General features: G+C 62.9%; 20 protein-coding genes. 7 read left to right on the top strand and 13 right to left on the bottom strand.

Features of this window, described 5'->3' with window-relative positions:
- Positions 1–53 precede the first annotated feature (53 nt).
- Together argS and ROS217_RS16945 are read right to left on the bottom strand one after the other, a co-directional pair.
- Positions 54–1799: an arginine--tRNA ligase gene (gene argS / locus ROS217_RS16940; RefSeq protein ID WP_009819018.1), complete on the bottom strand. Its 1746-nt coding sequence runs from the start codon at positions 1797–1799 to the stop codon at positions 54–56.
- Between the two features lie 101 nt (positions 1800–1900).
- Positions 1901–3097 carry a deoxyguanosinetriphosphate triphosphohydrolase gene (locus tag ROS217_RS16945; protein WP_009819019.1) on the bottom strand — a complete coding sequence of 399 codons (1197 nt, stop codon included), beginning with the start codon at positions 3095–3097 and terminating at the stop codon, positions 1901–1903.
- 78 nt (positions 3098–3175) lie between these two features.
- Here ROS217_RS16945 and ROS217_RS16950 point away from each other — a divergent pair, with 78 nt between their 5' ends.
- Together ROS217_RS16950 and xth are read left to right on the top strand one after the other, a co-directional pair.
- Positions 3176–3499 (top strand): HesB/IscA family protein, encoded by a 324-nt coding sequence (locus tag ROS217_RS16950; protein WP_009819020.1) that lies wholly within the window; start codon positions 3176–3178, stop codon positions 3497–3499.
- 65 nt (positions 3500–3564) lie between these two features.
- A complete protein-coding gene (gene xth / locus ROS217_RS16955; RefSeq protein WP_009819021.1) occupies positions 3565–4347 on the top strand; it encodes an exodeoxyribonuclease III in 783 nt (260 codons plus the stop codon).
- An 82-nt stretch (positions 4348–4429) separates the two neighbouring features.
- On the opposite strand, the gene ROS217_RS16960 is transcribed toward xth, so the two are convergent.
- On the bottom strand, positions 4430–5602 hold the full coding sequence (locus ROS217_RS16960) for an FAD-dependent monooxygenase (RefSeq protein ID WP_040651645.1): 1173 nt from the start codon (positions 5600–5602) through the stop codon (positions 4430–4432).
- A gap of 92 nt (positions 5603–5694) precedes the next feature.
- Complete coding sequence (gene dksA / locus ROS217_RS16965) at positions 5695–6150, bottom strand: RNA polymerase-binding protein DksA (RefSeq protein WP_254656449.1); 456 nt, start codon at positions 6148–6150, stop codon at positions 5695–5697.
- Positions 6151–6308: 158 nt separating this feature from the next.
- Between dksA and ROS217_RS16970 the strand changes: the two genes are divergently transcribed.
- From ROS217_RS16970 to ROS217_RS16985, 4 genes are all read left to right on the top strand, one after another.
- A complete protein-coding gene (locus tag ROS217_RS16970; protein ID WP_009819024.1) occupies positions 6309–7148 on the top strand; it encodes an AAA family ATPase in 840 nt (279 codons plus the stop codon).
- Between the two features lie 280 nt (positions 7149–7428).
- Complete coding sequence (locus ROS217_RS16975) at positions 7429–8802, top strand: DUF2927 domain-containing protein (protein ID WP_009819025.1); 1374 nt, start codon at positions 7429–7431, stop codon at positions 8800–8802.
- Positions 8803–8805: 3 nt separating this feature from the next.
- A complete protein-coding gene (locus ROS217_RS24430; protein WP_009819026.1) occupies positions 8806–8973 on the top strand; it encodes a hypothetical protein in 168 nt (55 codons plus the stop codon).
- 6 nt (positions 8974–8979) lie between these two features.
- A complete protein-coding gene (locus tag ROS217_RS16985) occupies positions 8980–10164 on the top strand; it encodes a vWA domain-containing protein (RefSeq protein WP_009819027.1) in 1185 nt (394 codons plus the stop codon).
- Here ROS217_RS16985 and ROS217_RS16990 read toward each other — a convergent pair.
- The 4 genes from ROS217_RS16990 to ROS217_RS17000 all read right to left on the bottom strand — a co-directional run bounded on the left by ROS217_RS16990 (position 10154) and on the right by ROS217_RS17000 (position 13354).
- The gene (locus ROS217_RS16990) at positions 10154–11395 is read right to left on the bottom strand and encodes a PqqD family peptide modification chaperone (protein ID WP_254656450.1); all 1242 of its coding nucleotides are present in this window, start codon (positions 11393–11395) and stop codon (positions 10154–10156) included. The two genes, ROS217_RS16985 and ROS217_RS16990, sit on opposite strands and share 11 nt — an antisense overlap.
- Positions 11396–11417: 22 nt before the next feature.
- A complete protein-coding gene (locus ROS217_RS23640) occupies positions 11418–11777 on the bottom strand; it encodes a hypothetical protein (RefSeq protein ID WP_083781558.1) in 360 nt (119 codons plus the stop codon).
- 221 nt (positions 11778–11998) lie between these two features.
- On the bottom strand, positions 11999–12313 hold the full coding sequence (locus ROS217_RS24135) for a hypothetical protein (RefSeq protein ID WP_009819029.1): 315 nt from the start codon (positions 12311–12313) through the stop codon (positions 11999–12001).
- A 150-nt stretch (positions 12314–12463) separates the two neighbouring features.
- Complete coding sequence (locus tag ROS217_RS17000; RefSeq protein WP_009819030.1) at positions 12464–13354, bottom strand: LysR family transcriptional regulator; 891 nt, start codon at positions 13352–13354, stop codon at positions 12464–12466.
- 103 nt (positions 13355–13457) lie between these two features.
- On the opposite strand from ROS217_RS17000, the gene ROS217_RS17005 reads away from it, so the two are divergent.
- Entirely contained in the window at positions 13458–13955 is a 498-nt protein-coding gene (locus ROS217_RS17005) for a lactoylglutathione lyase family protein (RefSeq protein ID WP_009819031.1), read from the top strand.
- Between the two features lie 116 nt (positions 13956–14071).
- Here the strand turns inward: ROS217_RS17005 and ROS217_RS17010 are convergent, their stop codons facing one another.
- The 5 genes from ROS217_RS17010 to ROS217_RS17030 all read right to left on the bottom strand — a co-directional run bounded on the left by ROS217_RS17010 (position 14072) and on the right by ROS217_RS17030 (position 19692).
- Positions 14072–14617 carry an RSP_2648 family PIN domain-containing protein gene (locus tag ROS217_RS17010; RefSeq protein ID WP_009819032.1) on the bottom strand — a complete coding sequence of 182 codons (546 nt, stop codon included), beginning with the start codon at positions 14615–14617 and terminating at the stop codon, positions 14072–14074.
- Entirely contained in the window at positions 14614–15810 is a 1197-nt protein-coding gene (locus tag ROS217_RS17015) for an RSP_2647 family RNA methyltransferase (RefSeq protein WP_009819033.1), read from the bottom strand. Before ROS217_RS17015 ends, ROS217_RS17010 begins: the two co-directional genes overlap by 4 nt.
- A 43-nt stretch (positions 15811–15853) precedes the next feature.
- A complete protein-coding gene (locus ROS217_RS17020; RefSeq protein ID WP_254656451.1) occupies positions 15854–16483 on the bottom strand; it encodes a DUF6778 family protein in 630 nt (209 codons plus the stop codon).
- 134 nt (positions 16484–16617) lie between these two features.
- Positions 16618–16902 (bottom strand): hypothetical protein, encoded by a 285-nt coding sequence (locus ROS217_RS17025; RefSeq protein ID WP_009819035.1) that lies wholly within the window; start codon positions 16900–16902, stop codon positions 16618–16620.
- A 3-nt stretch (positions 16903–16905) separates the two neighbouring features.
- Entirely contained in the window at positions 16906–19692 is a 2787-nt protein-coding gene (locus ROS217_RS17030; RefSeq protein ID WP_009819036.1) for a glutamine-synthetase adenylyltransferase, read from the bottom strand.
- Positions 19693–19694 lie beyond the last annotated feature (2 nt).

Raw genomic sequence — 19694 nt, forward strand, 5'->3', positions numbered from 1 at the left:
GATACATGGTCGCCGGGGATGTACTGTTCTGCCTCACCCCCGGCTTTGCTGCGTTAGCGCATTTCTTCCGCCGGAGTGACACCAAGAATACCAAGACCTGCGGAAATAACAACGGTTACAGCACGCGCGAGGGCGATTTTAGCCTGCGATGTGGCCACATCGCCCTCTTGAATGAACCGCAACGACGCGTCGTCATTGCCCCGGTTCCAGAGGGCATGCAGATCCGACGCAAGATCATAGAGATAAAACGCCACGCGGTGCGGCTCATTTGTACGCCCGGCAATCTCGACCAGACGCGGCCATTCGGCAATCTTGCGTGCGACGTTCAACTCTGCCTCGTGGGTCAAACCCGAGAGATCGGCTTGCGCCAGCGTGGCATCATCCACCGCCATCCCGGCCTCGGCGGCCTTGCGCAGCACCGAATTCACCCGCGCATTGGCATATTGCACGTAGAACACCGGATTGTCCTTGGACTGCTCCAGCACCTTGTCGAAATCGAAATCCAAAGGTGCGTCATTCTTGCGCGTGAGCATCACAAAGCGGGTCACATCAGCCCCCACCTGATCCACCACATCGCGCAGCGTGACAAAGGTGCCCGCGCGCTTTGACATCTTGAACGGTTCACCATTCTTGAAGAGCTTGACCAGTTGGCAGAGCTTGATATCGACCGGCACACGGCCATTCGACAGCGCCGAGACCGCCGCCTTCATCCGCTTGACATAGCCGCCATGATCGGCGCCAAACACGTCGATCAAGAGGTCAAACCCCCGGCTGATCTTGTCATAATGATAGGCAATATCCGGGGCGAAATAGGTCCAACCGCCATCCGATTTCATGATAGGGCGGTCCACATCGTCGCCATGTTCGGTGGATTTGAACAACGTCTGTTCGCGCGGTTCCCAATCCTCGGGCATCTTACCCTTGGGTGGCTCCAGCACGCCGCGATAGATCAACCCCTTGCTCCGCAGATCCTCGATCGCGGCCTCAATCAGCCCCGTGCCATAAAGCGACTTTTCCGAGTAGAATACGTCCATCTCGACGCCAAGCGCCGCCAGATCCTCGCGGATCAGCGCCATCATCCGATCCGTGGCGAAATCCCGGATCGGCTCCAGCCAGACATCCTCGGGCTGCCCGACATAGACATCGCCCACCTCAGCCTTCAGCGCCTCACCGACCTCAATGAGGTAATCGCCGGGATAGGTGCCATCGGCAAAGGCCACCGCCTGCCCATGCGCCTCAAGATAGCGCAGATAGACCGAGCGGGCGAGCACATCGACCTGCGCGCCGCCGTCATTGATGTAATATTCGCGCGTGACCTCATAGCCCACGAAATCCAAAAGACTCGCCAGAGCGTCACCGAACACAGCCCCCCGCGTATGGCCCACATGCAGCGGCCCGGTGGGGTTGGCGCTGACAAACTCCACGTTGACGCGGCGGCCCTGCCCCATGGTCGAGCGCCCGAAAGTGACGCCCTGCTGCAACGCTGCGCGCGCCACGTTTTGCCAGAGGAGCGGTGAGAGTTGCAGATTGAGAAACCCCGGACCCGCCACCTCGACATGCTCGATGCGGGGATCATCGCCCAGCCGCGCCGCAAGCGCTTCTGCAATCTCGCGCGGCTTGAGGCCCGCAGGCTTGGCCAGCACCATCGCCGCGTTGGTCGCCATATCACCATGTGCGGCATCGCGCGGCGGCTCGACCGTGACATTGGCCAGATCCAGCCCTTCCGGCAATTGGCCCCCGGTCTGCATCGCGGCCAGCGTTTCCACGACGAGGGCACGCATATCGGTAAAGAGGTTCATAAAAGCTTTCCTTGCTGCATTGCGGTGGGTTACTCAACGGCGAGAGGCGCGTCAATCACAAGCCTCGCCCACCCTTGGACCAAAGAGCGGATCGCAACGCGCTAAAGCCCCTCTCTCTCCGCAACCAGATCGGGATTGCCCGTCAGCCGCGCGTGTTCCTGAAGCGCGAAACGATCCGTCATGCCAGCGATGTAATCACTCACCAACCGGGCGAGACCCGTTTCATCTTCAGCCTGCGCCACATCCTTGCGCCATTCCTCCGGCAGGTGCTGCGGCGCATGCAGGTAATGCGGAAAGAGGTCACTCACCACGACATGCACGTGGTCGCGCATCGCATTGACCTCTGGCGCGCGATACATGCGGGCAAAGAGAAAGCCGCGAATTTCCTTCAGATCAGCCCAGAGACCAGCCGAAAACTGGATCACCGGGCGGCCCAGATGACGTACCTCCGCCACAGAGGCGGGGCGCGCCTCATCCAGCGTATGGCGCGAACAGTCGATCACATCGCCCACCATCACACCAAACACCCGACGCAGCGCCTCATGTCTGCGGCGCTTGGCATCCAGCCCCGGATAGAGCCGGTCCACGTCCGCATAACAGTCGCCCACAATGGGCAGGGCCGCGATTTCCTCATCGGTAAAGAGCCCCGCGCGCAACCCGTCGTGCAGGTCGTGATTGTTATAGGCAATATCGTCCGAGAGGGCCGCCACCTGTGCCTCGGCGCTGGCGTGGGTGTGCAACTCCAAATCATGCCGCGCGTTGTACTCCGCCAAGGCATAAGGCAGCGTCCCGGTCACCGGGCCATCGCCCCGGAGGGGCGTTAAGGGGCCGTTGTGCTTGGCCAGCCCCTCCAGCGTCTCCCATGTCAGGTTGAGCCCGTCGAACTCGGCATAATGCCGCTCCAGCGATGTCACGATCCGCACCGCCTGCGCGTTGTGATCAAACCCGCCATAGGGCGCCATCAGCGCATCGAGCGTATCCTCGCCGGCATGGGCAAAGGGCGGATGCCCCAGATCATGCGCCAACGCCACCGCCTCGGTCAGCTCGCCATTCAGCCCAAGCGCTCCGGCAATCGTGCGCGCCACCTGAGCCACTTCGATGGAATGGGTCAGCCGCGTGCGGAAATAATCGCCCTCATGCGCGACAAAGACCTGTGTCTTGTGCTTGAGTCGCCGAAACGCACTGGAATGGATGATCCGGTCCCGGTCGCGCTGAAAGGGTGAGCGAAAAACACTCTCCTCTTCAGGCACCAGACGCCCCCGGATCGCCGTGGGATCAGAGGCATAAAGAGCGGTCATGCGGGATATCCTTGTCGCCAGAGGCCATGGACCATATATTGCAGTTGAACCGAAACGTAAAACACCCCGGAGCCCGCCATGCAACTTCCACCCAAGGTGACCCATCGCGCCTTTGCCCGCCTCGCCGAAATCGGCGCGGGGGATCAGGGACAGGCTCTCCGCGTCGCGGTTGAGGGCGGCGGCTGCTCCGGGTTTCAATACGAAATCCGGCTGGATCAACCTGCGGCGGACGACCTGATTCTCGAAGGCGAGGGGCAAAAAGTGGTCGTGGATTCCGTATCCCTGCCCTTCTTGTCCGGGGCAACGATTGATTTCAGCGAAGAATTGATCGGCGCGCGTTTTGTGATCGACAATCCAAATGCATCCTCCTCCTGCGGCTGCGGCACCTCGTTCTCGATGTGACCGCTTGTCACCTCCGCGCCCCTGCGCGATAGAGGATCAAACGACACCACGGGGGGGGCCGCGCCATGAAAATCGCCACGTTCAACATCAACGGCATCAAGGCCCGGATCGACGCCCTGCCCGCTTGGCTTGATGAGGCCGCCCCCGATGTGGTCCTCCTGCAAGAGATCAAATCCGTCGATGACGGCTTTCCGCGCGAAATCTTCGAGGATCTCGGCTATAATGTCGAAACGCATGGGCAAAAGGGCTTTAACGGCGTGGCGATCCTCTCCAAACGTCCGTTAGAGGATGTGACGCGCGGCCTGCCCGGTGACGACACCGACGAACAGGCCCGCTGGATCGAAGCCACCGTCATGGGAGACCACCGCGCGCTGCGCCTCTGCGGTCTCTACCTCCCCAATGGCAACCCGACGCCGGGACCAAAATACGACTATAAACTGGCCTGGATGGAACGCCTGCAGGCCCGCGCGCGCGATCTGCTCGCCAGTGAAGAGCCGGTCCTGATGGGCGGCGATTACAACATAATCCCGCAGGATGAGGACGCCGCCCGCCCCGAGGCGTGGCGCGAGGATGCGCTGGCCCTCCCCGAGAGCCGCGCCGCCTTTCGCCGCATCCTCAATCTGGGCTTCACCGAAGCGTTCCGCGCGCGGGTGCAGGGTCCGGGGCATTACACCTTCTGGGATTATCAGGCCGGGGCTTGGAACAAGAATGACGGTATCCGCATTGACCACTTTCTGCTCAGCCCGCAAGCGGCGGATTTGCTGACCGACTGTGGTATCGACAAGGAAATCCGCGCCCGTGACAAACCCTCAGACCATGTTCCGTTGTGGGTAGAAATCGACGCCTGAAATCCGTCGCTACGGCACGGGATTGGACTTGATCTTGAGCGGTCATTTTGGCATGCGACCCGCGCCCGTAAGGTGAACCCCCTCACCCCGCCTTGCGCGTCACATCATGCCCATAAAGCCAGTCAAACTGTCGTATCATCCGGTCAGGGGCAAAGGCTCCCCCCGCCCGCAGCGCAGTATGCGCGGCCCATCTGAGCGGTGGAAAGCTCAGGTGGTATTTCCACGCATTGCGATTGGCCGCCTCGACCACCCGGCGCACCCGCGCTTCGCGCCTCTCCTGATACCGGGCCAAGCCCTCCGCCAGCCCCTCGGCCTCGCTCAATGCATCGACCAGAACCCAGGCATCCTCGAGCGCCATCGACGCCCCCTGCGCCATAAACGGCAAGGTGGGATGCGCAGCATCGCCCAAGACCGCCAATCCGTCGCGCTGCCAGACCCGCGCCACCGGATGCCGGAACAAACCCCAGAGATGCACCTCTTCAACCGCCGCCAACATCGCCTGAACCTCTGACCCAAAATCGCCAAAGGCCGCCCGCACTGCCAACGGATCATCCGTTTGGCTCCAGCTTTCTTCGGTCCAGGCGGCCCGTTCCTGCACCGCGACCAGATTGAGCAATGTGCCACCGCGCAGCGGATAGCTGACCATATGGCGCATCGGCCCCATATGCACCTGCGCCTCGGGACCGCGCCCCCAGAGGTTGGGCACCACCGCCCGCCACGCCACCTGCCGGGTAAAGAACGGGGCCAATGTGCCGTTGAGCGCACGCCGCACCACCGAATGCAACCCATCCGCTCCGATCACCAGATCCACATCGAGGCTCGATCCATTGACCATCCGCACCACAGGTCGCGCCCCAGCCTCGACTGCCGCCACCCGTTGCATCAGCCGCAGTTTGACGCCCGCAGCGCGCGCACCATCGGCAAGACTGTCAATCAGATCCGCACGGTGAATGAAATGATACTCTGGCCGCTCCAGCGTCGTCAGATCGAGCCTCAGCACCTCTCCGCCTCGATAATCGCGCAGGCTGACCGCCTCTGCCTGCACCGAACGCGCCTGCAACACCTCGTCCAGCCCGAGCGCGCGCAAGACCGCGAATCCGTTGGGGCTGATCTGTAATCCCGCCCCCACTTCGCTGATCTCGGGGGCCTGCTCCAGTAGGGTTACATCCGCACCGCGCAGGCAAAGGGCGCGGGCCACAGCCAACCCGCCAATTCCGGCCCCGATGACCGCTATGCTCAGCCCGTTCAACGTCATGCGCATGTCTTGATACGAAACGCGCCGGGAGGAAAGTCCCGGCGCGTCATTTAGGTCAAATTTCATCCCGGAGCCTGTAACCCCTTGGTCGATTAGTCGTCGCGATGCACCTTTTCGCGCCGTTCATGGCGTTCCTGCGCCTCAAGCGTCATCGTGGCGATGGGCCGCGCATCCAGCCGCTTGAGGCTGATCGGCTCGCCGGTCATTTCACAATAGCCGTATTCGCCGTCCTCGATCCGGCGCAGCGCCGCATCAATCTTGGACACCAGCTTGCGCTGACGGTCCCGCGTGCGTAGTTCCAGAGCCCGGTCGGTTTCCTCGCTGGCGCGGTCTGCAACATCGGGAATCGCCCGCGTGCCATCCTGCAACCCTTCGATGGTCTCCCGGCTGCCTTCCAGCAGCTCCAACCGCCACGCGATCAGTTTGCGCCGGAAATACTCCATCTGCCGAGCGTTCATGAACGGCTCATCCTCGGCAGGCTGGTAATCATTGGGCAGAAATACTTCCGCTTTCATCTCGATCCCCTCATCAAAGCCAGTGTCTGGCATAATGAACTCCTCAGACAGTCGGCGCCCCATGCGCGGTGATCTACACGCCACTTCGGGGATTGTCACTAGCCAATCACACGGCATTGATGTGAATTGTCGAACAGACTAGTTTAGCGCTGAACTCAGCGCCACTGGCCTGCAAGAGGATTGAAAAACCGATGAAATTCAAAGGCACCGATGCCTATGTCGCGACCGATGACCTGACCGTCGCGGTCAATGCCGCCGTCACGCTCGAACGCCCCCTGCTGGTCAAGGGCGAACCCGGCACGGGCAAGACTGAACTGGCCCGGCAGGTGGCAGGTGCGCTCGGGTTGCGCCTCATCGAGTGGAACATCAAATCCACCACCAAGGCGCAACAGGGTCTCTATGAATACGACGCCGTCAGCCGCCTGCGCGATAGCCAGTTGGGTGAGGCGCGGGTGCATGACGTTGGCAACTACATCAAACGCGGCAAACTCTGGGAGGCCTTTGCCTCGGATGAAAAGGTCGTTCTGCTGATCGACGAGGTCGACAAGGCCGATATCGAGTTTCCCAATGACCTCTTGCAAGAACTCGACCGCATGGAATTCCACGTCTACGAGACCGGCGAGACGATCCGTGCCCGCCATCGCCCGGTTATCATCATCACCTCGAACAACGAGAAAGAATTGCCCGATGCGTTTCTGCGCCGCTGCTTCTTTCATTACATCCGCTTTCCCGATCCCGAGACCCTGAAGCGGATCATCGAAGTGCATAATCCCGGCATCAAGACCGCGCTGCTCACGACCGCCCTCACCCAGTTCTTTGAGATTCGCGATCAACCGGGTCTCAAGAAAAAACCGTCCACCTCCGAGGTTCTGGACTGGCTCAAACTCATCCTCGCCGAGGATCTCTCGCCCGAAGACTTGCGGCGCGACGGGGCTGATGCTCTCCCGAAACTGCACGGCGCCTTGCTCAAGAACGAGCAGGATGTGCATCTCTTCGAACGCCTCGCCTTCATGGCGCGCCGTCAGCGGTAAAGGTCAAGCAAGACAGACATCTGATTTACAACGAAAAACAACCATGACATGTGTCGGCATCCGTGGTAAAATGTGGTTGCCACAATTTTGCCTTAAATGCTCCTTACCCGGAACAGGATGAACAGAAATTCTGCCCCCAACCCGGCTAAGGCCGTGGCAGATAAAAGGCGCGGTTCGCTGACACGACGACCGCGCTTTGCTCTGCCCGCCCCCACCGGCGATTGGCCCCCGTCATTCCGACGGCGGCGTCTGTTGTGACCGAAAACGATACGGGGGTCTGATGCGTCGCGTAATCCTGCCAATCTGCCTGATGCTCGGCGCCTGCGTGCCCGGTAATTACAGCTATAATGAACCCGCGTCCCGCGCCGCCATGCCGCAAGAGACCGGCATGCCTCCGATGAAGGCGTTTTCCGCGCCGCGCCCCGTGCCGGCGCAGCGCTCTAATCGTGACATCCAGCGTGACATACTGGATCTCGGCTTCCAGCTTGAATCAGGGCGGATGTTGCAACACTTCTCGCGCTTTGAGGGGCCAATCACGGTCCGCGTCACCGGCGCGCCACCGATCACCCTGATCTCGGACCTCAATCGCCTGATGCACCGCCTGCAAACCGAGGCCGGGATAAACATTTCCCGCGTCACCGAAGGCCCGGCAAACATCACCATCGAGGCCGTGAGCCGCGACGCGATCCAGCGTAGCTTGCCCAAGGCGGCCTGCTTCGTCGTCCCCAATATAACCCGCCTCTCACAGTATCGCGCGGCCCGCAATTCCCGTGTCACGGATTGGAGCCAACTCAGACGCCGCGAGACGATCGCGATTTTCGTGCCCAATGACACCAGCCCCCAAGAGGTGCGCGATTGCCTGCACGAAGAACTGGCGCAGGCCCTTGGACCGCTCAACGATCTTTACCGCCTCTCCGACAGCGTCTTTAACGATGACAATGTCCATGCGGTCCTGACCGGATTTGACATGCTGGTGCTGCGCGCCTTTTACGCTCCCGAACTGCGCGCAGGCATGACCCGCCGCGAGGTCGAAGAGCGTCTTCCCGGCATCCTGTCGCGTCTCAACCCCGGCGGCGACGGTCTCGCTCCGCGGTTTTCGGGCTCCACCCCGCGCGCTTGGATTGATGCCATCCAGACCGCTCTCGGGCCGGGCGCCCGCCAGATGGAGCGGCGCACCGCCGCGATGGACGCGGTCCGCATCGCGCAGGCCGTCGGTTGGACCGACCACCGCCGCGCCTTCAGCCACTTTGCGCTCGGACGCATCACCCAATCCACCGATCCCGACTTTGCACAGGATCAGTTTGTCGCGGCCGAGCGATTTTATGACGCCAACCCCGGCACCGAGTTGCACCGCGCCTTTGCCGCCGCCCAACTGGCCGCCTATGCGGTCTCAATGGGTCGCGACGAGGACGCCCTCATGCTGCTTGGACGGCATATTGCCACGGCAGAGCGCGCCGAGAACGCCGCCCTTCTCGCCACGCTGCTGATGCTGCGCGCCGAGGCGCTCGATCTCTCGGGCCGCGTCTCCGAGGCGCGCGCCGTCAGACTGGACAGTCTGGGCTGGGCGCGTTACGGGTACGGCGCGGATTGGGCAGTGCGTGCCAAACTGCGCGAAGTGGGCGCGCTCAGCCCGCTCAAAGGACCGAACGGGTAAGGCATGATTGTTATCATCGGGGCAATTCTGGGCGCGCTGACCGGCGCGCTCATGGCGTGGCGACGCAAAGGAAAATTGGCGGACATCCTCCAATATGCCTTTGTTTTAGCACTGATTTTCGCCCTTCTGGGTCTTTTCCTTACTCTGATCATCCACCGCAGCGCGCTCTGATCCGCGATGTTCCTGCCGTTCTTCGAGAACCTCAGACGCGCGGGCCTTCCGGTCTCCTTGCGCGAATACCTGACCTTACTCGAGGCCATGGGGCGCGGCCTTGTCACCTATGACGTCGAGGGTTTCTATTACCTTGCCCGCACCGCGATGGTCAAAGACGAGCGCCATATCGACCGCTTTGATCAGGCCTTCTCCGCCAGCTTTTCCGGGCTTGAGGCCATCAGCGCCCAGGACGTGCTCAATGCCGTCGACCTGCCCGGCGAATGGCTACAAAAACTCGCCGAAAAGCATCTGACCGCCGAAGAACGCGCTGAAATCGAGGCGCTCGGTGGTTTTGACAAGCTGATGGAAACCCTGCGCGAGCGCCTCAAGGACCAGCAAGGCCGCCATCAGGGCGGCTCCAAATGGATCGGCACCGCCGGCACCTCGCCATTTGGTGCCTATGGCTACAACCCCGAAGGCGTGCGGATTGGTCAAGATCAAAGCCGCCACCGCCGCGCGGTCAAGGTCTGGGACAAACGCGAATTCCGCAATCTCGACGACTCGGTCGAGCTTGGCACCCGCAACATCAAGGTGGCGCTGAAACGCCTGCGCAAATGGGCGCGCGACGGGGCCGCCGAAGAGCTTGATCTCGACGGCACCATCCGCGCCACCGCCGAACATGGCTATCTCGATGTGCAAACCCGGCCCGAGCGGCGCAACGCGGTCAAGGTGCTGCTTTTTCTCGATGTCGGCGGCTCAATGGACCCGCATATCAAGGTGGTGGAGGAGTTGTTCAGCGCCGCCCGCGCTGAATTCAAACACCTTGAATACTACTACTTCCACAACTGCCTCTATGAGGGCGTGTGGCGCGACAATGCCCGCCGCTGGAATGCCCAGACCCCGACCCAAGAGGTGCTGCGCACCTATGGCGCAGATTACAAATGCATCTTCGTGGGCGATGCCAGCATGTCGCCCTATGAAATCGCCTATCCCGGCGGTGCCAATGAACATTGGAACGCCGAGGCTGGCCAAGTCTGGCTCAATCGCGCCCGCACGCAATGGCCCAATCACCTCTGGATCAACCCGGTGCCTCGGGGCGAATGGGACTATACCCAATCCATCCAGATGATCCGTGAGGTTTTTGAGGATCGCATGGTGCCCATGACCCTCGCAGGTCTCGATCAGGGCATGCGCACGCTCATCCGCTGAGTGACGCCGTCACCAATCCGCGCGCCGATAGCTGCCCCAGGAGGGCTGACAGATCCGCCGCGATGATTTCTGCCGGGGTATCGGCAAACACGTCCCTCAACGTCGCGGCAATCTCATGGCCCGTCGCGGGCTCTTCCAGCCAATCCCACACCGCGCCAGCCACCGGATTCAGACGAAAGAAATTGCGCCCCTCCATTTGCCAGAGAAACACATCTTCACCGATCTCACGCGCGCTCACCTCCGCCGCGCGGCAATAAACCTCCGACAGATCGGCCGGCGACACATCGCCTTCGATCGGGTCTGGCGGCAAGGGCGCGTCGATCTCTAGGTCCGGCGCAGGCAGATGCCCCGCAGCAAAGGCGCGGTGGACCTGCGCCACCGCCTCCTCCAGATCGGAATAGACCAGCGTCACGCAAAAGCGCCCTGCAACGAGAGCGGTCAGCCGATCATAATGCGCCTCCGCCTCACCGGGATCTGCAATGTTCTGCCGGATCAGATGCGCTGCGGCCTCTGCCGACCGCATCCGGTGAAAACGCGCCCGCGCACCCTCCTCGCGCCTGAGCACAATCAACGCCGCCAAAGGGGCCAACGTGCCGGTGCGCGCCTGTTCGGGACTCTCGACATACCCATAGCGACTGTCCTGCACCGTCAGATGATCCGCAACATACCGGCGAAACCCATCCGACACTCTGTCTGGCAAGGGCAGCCGCAGGCGCGGCTGAATCCCAAGCGCCACCGCCTGACCATCCGGCCGCACCGGCAACACATCGTCGCAAAAGAGCCGCACGCCCGGCTCCGCCGCCAACCGCGTGACCAGTGTCGTCTTGCCCGCCCGGAACGGCCCGGTAAAGGCCAGGAGATGCCCGCCCAGCTCAACCGCCCCGCAATGCAGCCCAAGCGTGTCTGGCCGCGCATCGCAATAGCTCTGCACCAGATCCGCGACGGCGCCACAACTCGCCCCGGCGAGGCCCAGCTTCGTCAGCGGCGTCCGCGACCACCAGGATTGAAAACTATAGCCTTTGGGTGCCACATCCGTGATCACCGTCACAGGGGCACCGGGTGGCACCGGGCCTTCCACCGCGCGCAGACCCCAATCCGGCATCACCGTGTCCAACGCGCGGCCCACCGCCTCTGCCCCGCAAAGCTCCACCACCTGCGGCGCTTCGGCACAGGTCAGTTGGGTCTTGGCCCTGCCCGGTGCCGCCCATCGACGCGGCCCGGGCGGCCTCAAATGCGGCGGCTCCACGCGCATCTCAGCGCAACGCCCCCAGACCATCCAATGTGCCGATGATCTGATCGACAACCTGACCCGTGCTTAGGCGACCACGGCGACCCCTGCCTGACGGCCCCGAGCCATAAGAGCCTCCGCTGGATCCCCGCTCGTAATAATACCCGTTCCGATAATACCCGTTCCGATAGTATCCTCGCCCCGAGGCTCCAGACCCCCGCGAGCCGCGTGATCCACGCCCGCTGGCCCCCGAGGCATGCGCTGCCCCAAGATGCATCATCACCGGGGCGACATACGCCAACCCGGTCGCCAAACCCAATCGCGTCAACAACCGCCGCCGCGTCAGAGCCTTTGTCTCTTCCTGTGCTCTATCTTCCTGTGTCATGTCTTTCTCCTCTCGCGTGGTTCCTGTCGACGCAGAGCGCCAATAAATGGGTGACGTTCTACGATGCAATTTACCGCAAATGACCTGCTATTCTTCTCTGGCAAGCTGGATGCGCGAGGTTTTGCCGACATCGGACGGGCTCGCGCTCCGACACTTGGCCGAGATATACGCGGATCAGGCAAACGCACGCGCAGCGTTGCAAACGCCGCGCGTGCTCGTCTTCACCGTCCCGAGGGACCGGACCCACGGCCATCCGCCCCGCGCCCGGATGGGCCAGAGCCACGCCCACCGCTGGCACCACCGCCAGAACCGCCAGCGCCACCACCAGAGGCCCCACCGCCTGATCCACCGCCACCCGAGCCCCCACCGCCTGATCCGCCGCCGCCGTCACCGCCGCCGCCATCCCCACCGGCACCCGAGGCATGCGCCGCGCTCAGATGCATCATCACCGGCGCCACATAGGCCAGCCCGGTCATCAGCCCCAACCGCGCCAAGGCCCGCCGCCGTGTGAGGGCCATGCTATTGACCTCTGCCATGATCGTTCTCCTCTCATTTGTCTGAACACCGCCGCGTGGGCGGACATAAGACAAACGCCGAGGATCAGGGTTTATTCCGCGAACCCCTGAATTTTTTGGGGGTGTCCATATTTTGTGTGGGCCTATCGTTTCAATCGGACGACTTCGTGCTCACCGGAGTTGTCCAGCCGCTTGCTCGATCATGTCCCGCGCGTAGCGCACCCTTGCCGACACGCGACGACCGCGGCGCATGACGAGCCAAAGTTCGTGCCAGCGGCGCTTCGGAAGCTGGACAACGGAGAGGCTCGCCTTGTCGGCGAAAGCTTCCACGCCGCTTTTGGGCAGGAGTGTGTAGCCGACCCCCTTGGCCACGGGCGCGGGGATCTGACCGATCTGATTGACCGAACCGCGCACTCTCAGTCGGTCGGCGCCAGGGTAGTCCTCCGGGAAATTCAGCCTCAGCAAGTCATCGGCATAGCCGTAGCCATCGGGATGGGCGATAAAGCCACGAGCCTCAAGATCGGTGAAGGATGTAGGCGTGTCAGCTGCGTCCGCTGGCAGGACGAGACATAGTTCCTCGCGTCCGAGGTGTTTGGCCTCCAGCCGCGCGTGGTCGGGGTCCGCGCCCAGCACGCCCAGGTCGAAGCGCCCTTCCAGCAGCCCTGCCAGGATCTCGGCCTGCGGCGCCGCCTCGAGATGAACACTCAGGTCGGGCGCGGCGCGCATCCAAGGCAGCAGGATCGGGTAGAGCAGCATCGCAAAGCTGCCCGAGCATGCGATGTGAACCGGCCCCGCGTCCCGGTCGTCTGCCTCGATGGCGTCGCGCAGGCGTTTCTCCTCGGCGCGGCGCGACAGACCAAGCGCGAAGATTGCTTCGCCCGCTGCGGTGAGGGTGAAACTCTTGCCCTGCCGATTGATCAGCCCCTGTCCGACCTGCTGCTCGAGTTTCCTGAGATGCTGGCTCACGCCCGGTTGGGTCATGTTCAGACGCTCAGCGGCCTGGGTGAAGTGCCCGGTTTCGCAAAGCGTCGCAAAGGTCTCGAGCCAAGTGGCATTGAGCATTGGATAATAACACTTCATTATGATTCACATATAGAACAATAATTTCATAAAACGGCATGCGCTGTCCATATCGGCGTCAACGCAACGCGAATGGAGATACGAGATGACCCAAACACCCCGCACCTTTTCCCACATCGGCCTGTCCGTTCCGGACCTTGATGCTGCCGTGAAGTTCTACTCCGACGTGCTCGGCTTCTACGTCGTGATGGCGCCGTCCGAGGCCGTCGAGGACGACAGCGCCATTGGCATCATGTGCACGGACGTGTTCGGCCCCGGATGGGGCTCGCTCAGGATCGCGCATCTGTCGACCGCCGATGGCATCGGCATCGAGATCTTCGAGTTCCCCGGCAACTACGCGCCCGAGGACAAGCTCGAGCACAAGCGTCACGGAACATTTCACTTCGCGGTGCAGGACCCGGACGTCGAAGGTCTGGCCCAACGCATCGTCGACGCCGGCGGGCTGCAGCGGATGCCGGTGCGCGAATATTTCCCTGGGACCAAGCCCTACCGTATGGTTTACGTCGAAGACCCGTTCGGCATCGTCTTCGAGCTTTATAGCCACAGCTACGAGCTCACCTATTCCGCTGGTGCCTACGAATAGCTGGCCGCGCCAGCCTTACTGCTGACCACGACGTGTTTGATACCGCTCGGCGCTTCCAGGCTCTTGTACCCGTTGGCGCCGTTTGCGGACACTGCGAATTCTTGCGCCCCCGTCCGTCAAACGGACCCGAGCGCCTTCGCCAAACGCGGCAATCCCGCCTTTTTCAAGAGCGGGCGCATCTCCCAGCTGCCCGCCGACAGATGCCGCGCCTTGTCCAGAACCACCTGCGCCACATCCGCCACTAGTCCCGGCTGTGCCTTCCAGATACCGTGCAGAAACGCATCGGGATCAGCCCGCCACACCCCCTCTTCCGCCAGCGTATGGCGGGGGAAATCGCGCGCATTCAACGTGAGGATTCCATCAGCCGACCCGGCAATCGCGGCTGCCAATACATGGGTATCAGCCGGGTCCGGCAACCACAGCCGCGCCTCGAGCGAGGGCGCATAGCTGATACAGGCCCCCGGCCACCGTGCCGTCATCACTGCGGCCTCGCCTGCCACCTGTGCCTCGGCCTCCGGTCCCAACTTGACCACCGCGCGCCGCCATTCACCAAGGATGCGCTCGGACCAGAGCGGCGTGAACGCCCCGGCCTCAGCCACGCCAAGGATCATCTCGCGCATCACCTTGGGATAGATGACGCAAGTGTCCAAGAGCACCTTCATAGGCGGTAAAACAGCGCCTTGAGATAGCCCGACTCGGCCAAATTGGGATGCAAGGGGTGATCCGGCCCGGCAAATCCGGTATGGATCAACTGTCCCATGCGCCCCGCGCGCCCAATGCCACGCGTGCAGGCCGAGCGAAACTTGCTCAAATCCGCCGCATGCGAACAGGAACACAAGACCAGATAGCCGCCCGGAGCCACCAACGGGGTCGCCAACCGCGCCACCCGCTCATAGGCGCGCAGCCCCTTTTCCATCGCCTGTTTGGTCGGCGCAAAGGCAGGCGGATCGCAGATCACCACGTCGAATCGCGCGCCCTCAGCCGCCAACGCCTCCATCACGTCGAACGCATCGCCGCGCCGCGTGGTGAACCGCTCCGAGGCCCCCATCCGGGCCGCCCCGTCGGCAGCCAGGCTCAAGGCAGGCTCGGACCCATCGACCGCCAAAGCGTGATCCGCCCCCGACGCCAAGGCCGCCAGAGAAAATCCGCCCACATGGCTGAACATATCCAAGACCCGCGCGCCCTTGGTCAACCGCGCCGCAAAGGCATGGTTGGGGCGTTGGTCGTAGAATAGCCCGGTCTTCTGCCCCCCCAGGAGATCGGCCATATAGATGGCCCCGTTCATCGCCACCGGCACCGGTGCAGTCGGGGCCTCGCCCACCAGAACCGCGCTCTGATCGTCCAGCCCTTCCAGTCCGCGCGCGCGCCCGGATGCGTTCTTGAGCACGGTGCCCACGCCCGTGACCTCTTGCACCGCCGACACCAGATCGGCCAGCATCGCCTCGGCCCAGGCCGCATTGGGCTGAATCACCGCAATATCGTCAAAGCGGTCGATCACCACACCGGGCAACCCATCCGCCTCAGCATGCACCAGCCGGTAAAACGGCGCGTCATGCAGCCGCGCGCGCATCTCATGGGCGCGGGTCAGACGCGCCACCAGCCATGCGCGGTCAATAGCAACGCTCACATCGCGTTCCATCATCCGCGCCATGATCTTTGAGGCCATATTGACCGCCACCAGCCCCAGAGGCGCGCGTTCGGCATCCTCCAAGAGGGCGATGGTGCCCGCAGCCAGCGCCTTGGTGCGCCGGTCAGTCACGATTTCATTGTCGAATACCCAAGGCGCACCATGACGGATGGCGCGCGGCTCGACATTCGGGCGAAGGCGGATCACAGGATAAGGGGACGGTGTCATACCGTCCCCTTACGCCCATTGCTGTCTGTGGAAAAGATCAGATTTACTCGGTCACGCTCAGCGCCGCGACCTGATCGGCGTCCGTGCGCACGGGCATGCCCAATTCGGTCTGGATCACACTGGCCAAACGCTCAGAGATCCGGACCTTCTGCGTGATGCCGCGTTGCTCGGCGGCAACCGCTGCACTTCCTCCAAACGCCTTGAAGCTGACCGTGACCGGTTTCGGCGCGCCGTAAGCCTCGCCCGTCACCGGATTGCGGAGGGTCATGGCAAAGTGGATCGTATGCATACCGCCAACAGTGTACCGTGCCTTCTCGCTCAACGCATGGAACCGCGTCACCTCGACATCGAGAGCCACCGGGATCGTCCCAGGCTGCAATCCGGCCACGCCTGTCGCCAGAGCCTCTTCCATGATCGTCTTGACCTGAGCATGGCGATCTCCCGGCGCATCCTCGCGCCAGACGATATCACCCATCGGGTAATAGCTGTTGGCCTCAGAGACTTTGAGCGATTTGGGAACGGTGACCCGAATTTGCTGCACATCCAACGAGATCGGTGCGGCCCGCAGCACGGGTGCCTCGAGCGGCGCATTGCGGGTGGCCGTATCCACACTGCCACAGGCCGACAGACCGAATCCGAGCATCATCGCAGCCATCAATTTCAGTTTGCTCATGTCTTCCTCCATGGGCCTGCTTCTTGTCGCACCCTATGGATTACGCCCGATTAGGGCGCATTTGCGACAAACTCTGTGTTTTACCGTGTCAACCGTCCGAGCAACGTCGCATTACATAACGCAAACAAGCGATCCTAAGATTGGCCCTCAGACCCACGCGGCCGTGACCGCCAGCCACCCCGCCTGCGCGCCGGACCCGCGCTAGCCGTGCCTTCACTCAAAACCTGCGTCATCGGATGCGCGGGATGATCTGTCCCATAGCGCCCGATCATCTCGGCAATCGCGCCCTGCACCTCCTGCCCCGCAGGCAGCGACAGCGCCCAATCGAGGAAAACCGACCGGCATTCCGGCTCAGTGATGCCTTCGATCCGGTAGGATTCGTAAATCAGCCCTTTGGGGTCCATGGGATCACGCGCCATATCTCAGCGCCCCTTGGGCAGACGCATCAGCGCCGCATCCATCACCGACGCCGCCCGACGGCAGCGTGTCTCCAGCCGGTCCTGCAACATGCCCAGATCCTCCTGACCTGTCTCGCGCAGCAGAAATGCCGCGCCGCCCTCGCCCATGCGCTCCGGATCAAGCGGCTTGTCACTGATCAACCGCGCCACCATCTGCAACCGCCAGCAAAGCGCATAAGCCTCTGACAGTGCTGCGCCATCCCCGTCACTCAGCCAACCGATTGCGACACCGGCCTCAAGGCCTGCCGCCACATCGCGCGCGGCTTGTCCCGCCATCAGGTTGCCCGCCTGCGCCATCAACTCCAATTCCAAGAGCCGCCCCGGCCCCAGCTTGGCATCCCAAGGTCCGGCCGGCGCCTTGGCACTCGCGACCCGCGCGCGCATCTCGGCCACCGCCTCCAAAACCGCCTCGGGGTCGCCCTTCTCCGCAATCAACCGCTCACGGAACGCCTCGACATCGCGTGCCAACTCTGGCTCGCCGGTGATCACCCGCGCCCGCGTCAGCGCCAGATGCTCCCAGGTCCAGGCCTCATTCTGCTGATAGCTCTGGAAACTTGGCCAGCTTGTCGCCACCGGCCCCTGATTGCCCGAGGGGCGGAGCCGCATGTCGACCTCATAGAGCCGGCCTTCGGCCATGGGCGCGGTCAACGCCGTGATCATCGCCTGTGTCAGCCGCGCATAATAAGGGCGCGCCGCCAGCGGCCTGCGCCCCTCCGAGCCTTCGGAATCCTCCGCATCGTAAATCACGATCAGATCAAGATCAGAGCCCGCGTTCAACCGCGCCGCCCCCAACGATCCCATGCCCAGAACCACAGCCCCCCGTCCCGGCGGTGCCCCATGCTTCTCAGCGAATTGCGCCACCACCATCGGCCAGACGCCGGCAATCACCGCCCCTGCCAGATCCGCGTATTTCCGCGCGGCGGCATCCGCCCCGGTCAACCCACGCAGATGATGCACCCCGATCCGGAAATGCCATTCCTTACGCCAGCGCCGCGCCGCGTCGAGCGCGCGCTCATAGTCACTCTCCGCCGCCAGCCGCGCCGTCAACTCCGCCTCCAACGCCGCCTGCCCCGGCCACTCGGCAAAGAAATCACCCGCAATCACCGCATCGAATACGCCCGCATTGCGCGACAGATGCGCCGCCAGTGCCGGGGCCGTGCCGACAATATCCACCAGCAAATCAATCAACTGCGGATTGGCTTCAAAGAGCGCAAATACCTGGACCCCGGCGGGCAGGCCCGACAAAAACCCATCAAAGGCCAACAAGGCCTCATTGGGATGCGCAGTGCGCGCCAGCCGCCCCAGAATATCCGGCTTCAGCCGCTTGAAAATCTGCACCGCCCGATCAGACCGCAGCGCCGGGTAACTCGGCCAGCGGGCAATCACATCGCCATTGAGCGCCTCTGCCGCCTCGGGCGTCGCGGGCGCTTCTTCGGGGCGAAAGAACCCTTCGATCAGATCATGCACCTCGGTCAGCCGCGCCACGATCTCGGCGCGCAACTCAGCCGTCTCTCGCCCCATAAAGGCTGCCAGCCGATCAAACTCCTCCGCCGAATTGGGCAGCAGATGCGTCTGTGCATCACGCAACATCTGCACCCGGTGTTCGACCTCGCGGTGAAAGCGGTAATGCCCCGTCAAAGTGTCCGCCGCCGCCTTCGGCACCCAGCCTTTCTCGGCCAGCCGCGCCAGCCCCTCGACCGTGCCGCGCACCCGCAGATCGGTATCGCGCCCGCCCGCGATCAACTGCCGGGTCTGAGTGAAGAACTCGATCTCGCGAATCCCGCCACGCCCCAGCTTCATGTTATGCCCCTCAAGGCAGAGCGTGCCGCCCAGCCCCTTGTGCTCGCGAATGGCCAGCCGCATGTTATGAGCATCCTCGATGGCGGCAAAATCCAGATGCTTGCGCCAGACAAAGGGCTTGAGCGTGCGCAGAAACCGCGTGCCCGCCTCGAGATCCCCAGCACAGGGCCGCGCCTTGATATACGCCGCACGCTCCCAAGTGCGCCCCAGACTCTCGTAATAGGTCTCTGCCGCCGCCATCGCCATGCAAACGGGTGTCACGCCCGAATCGGGGCGCAGCCGCAGATCGGTGCGAAACACATACCCCTCGGCGGTGCGGTCGTTCAGCATCGCCGACATCTTGCGCGTGGCCCGCACATACGACGCGCGTGCCTCGTGGAAATCCTCCCGCGCCAGCCGCGTTTCATCAAAGAGGCAAATAAGGTCAATATCAGAGCTGTAATTCAGCTCATGCGCCCCCATCTTGCCCATCGCCAGCACCACCATGCTCGCGCCTGTGGCAACATCCGCCTCGGTCATGCCCGGCAGCTTGCCGCGCTTGATCTCCGCCGCCAAGGCCGCTTTCAGCGCCAGATCACAGGCCAGATCGGCAAAATCCGTCAAATGGCCCGTCACCTCTTCCAAGGGCCAAACACCCCCCAGATCGGCCAGCCCGGTGATCAGCGCCACCCGCCGCTTGCCCTCGCGCAACGCAGACCCCAGACGCTCCGCCGGGGTATCCTTCAACGCCGCAAAGAGTACGGCCAAGGCCGCTTCAGGATCGTCAAACGCCCCCTCCAGCCACGCCGCCTCTTGCAGGATCAGCGATTTGAGAAACGGGCTGCACCCCGCCGCCCCCGCCACCAGATCCGACAGCTTGGGGTCAAGACCGAGCAAGGCGGCACGCGCCTCCTCTCCCTCGGCAGGATCAAAGGCATGTGGCAGGCGGGTCAGGCGATTGCTAAAACTCATGG

It is taken from the genome of Roseovarius sp. 217 (assembly GCF_000152845.1).
GTDB lineage: Bacteria > Pseudomonadota > Alphaproteobacteria > Rhodobacterales > Rhodobacteraceae > Roseovarius.

What these genes read in the sequence shown, in the direction of transcription:
- dksA (WP_254656449.1), bottom strand. Translation starts at nt 6,150, where the DNA reads ATGCCAGACACTGGCTTTGATGAGGGGATCGAGATGAAAGCGGAAGTA.
- ROS217_RS16985 (WP_009819027.1), top strand. Translation starts at nt 8,980, where the DNA reads ATGTTCCTGCCGTTCTTCGAGAACCTCAGACGCGCGGGCCTTCCGGTC.
- ROS217_RS16945 (WP_009819019.1), bottom strand. Translation starts at nt 3,097, where the DNA reads ATGACCGCTCTTTATGCCTCTGATCCCACGGCGATCCGGGGGCGTCTG.
- argS (WP_009819018.1), bottom strand. Translation starts at nt 1,799, where the DNA reads ATGAACCTCTTTACCGATATGCGTGCCCTCGTCGTGGAAACGCTGGCC.
- ROS217_RS17010 (WP_009819032.1), bottom strand. Translation starts at nt 14,617, where the DNA reads ATGAAGGTGCTCTTGGACACTTGCGTCATCTATCCCAAGGTGATGCGC.
- ROS217_RS17005 (WP_009819031.1), top strand. Translation starts at nt 13,458, where the DNA reads ATGACCCAAACACCCCGCACCTTTTCCCACATCGGCCTGTCCGTTCCG.
- ROS217_RS17020 (WP_254656451.1), bottom strand. Translation starts at nt 16,483, where the DNA reads ATGAGCAAACTGAAATTGATGGCTGCGATGATGCTCGGATTCGGTCTG.
- xth (WP_009819021.1), top strand. Translation starts at nt 3,565, where the DNA reads ATGAAAATCGCCACGTTCAACATCAACGGCATCAAGGCCCGGATCGAC.
- ROS217_RS17015 (WP_009819033.1), bottom strand. Translation starts at nt 15,810, where the DNA reads ATGACACCGTCCCCTTATCCTGTGATCCGCCTTCGCCCGAATGTCGAG.
- ROS217_RS24430 (WP_009819026.1), top strand. Translation starts at nt 8,806, where the DNA reads ATGATTGTTATCATCGGGGCAATTCTGGGCGCGCTGACCGGCGCGCTC.
- ROS217_RS16950 (WP_009819020.1), top strand. Translation starts at nt 3,176, where the DNA reads ATGCAACTTCCACCCAAGGTGACCCATCGCGCCTTTGCCCGCCTCGCC.
- ROS217_RS17000 (WP_009819030.1), bottom strand. Translation starts at nt 13,354, where the DNA reads ATGCTCAATGCCACTTGGCTCGAGACCTTTGCGACGCTTTGCGAAACC.
- ROS217_RS23640 (WP_083781558.1), bottom strand. Translation starts at nt 11,777, where the DNA reads ATGACACAGGAAGATAGAGCACAGGAAGAGACAAAGGCTCTGACGCGG.
- ROS217_RS16960 (WP_040651645.1), bottom strand. Translation starts at nt 5,602, where the DNA reads ATGACGTTGAACGGGCTGAGCATAGCGGTCATCGGGGCCGGAATTGGC.
- ROS217_RS16970 (WP_009819024.1), top strand. Translation starts at nt 6,309, where the DNA reads ATGAAATTCAAAGGCACCGATGCCTATGTCGCGACCGATGACCTGACC.
- ROS217_RS16975 (WP_009819025.1), top strand. Translation starts at nt 7,429, where the DNA reads ATGCGTCGCGTAATCCTGCCAATCTGCCTGATGCTCGGCGCCTGCGTG.
- ROS217_RS24135 (WP_009819029.1), bottom strand. Translation starts at nt 12,313, where the DNA reads ATGGCAGAGGTCAATAGCATGGCCCTCACACGGCGGCGGGCCTTGGCG.
- ROS217_RS17030 (WP_009819036.1), bottom strand. Translation starts at nt 19,692, where the DNA reads ATGAGTTTTAGCAATCGCCTGACCCGCCTGCCACATGCCTTTGATCCT.
- ROS217_RS17025 (WP_009819035.1), bottom strand. Translation starts at nt 16,902, where the DNA reads ATGGCGCGTGATCCCATGGACCCCAAAGGGCTGATTTACGAATCCTAC.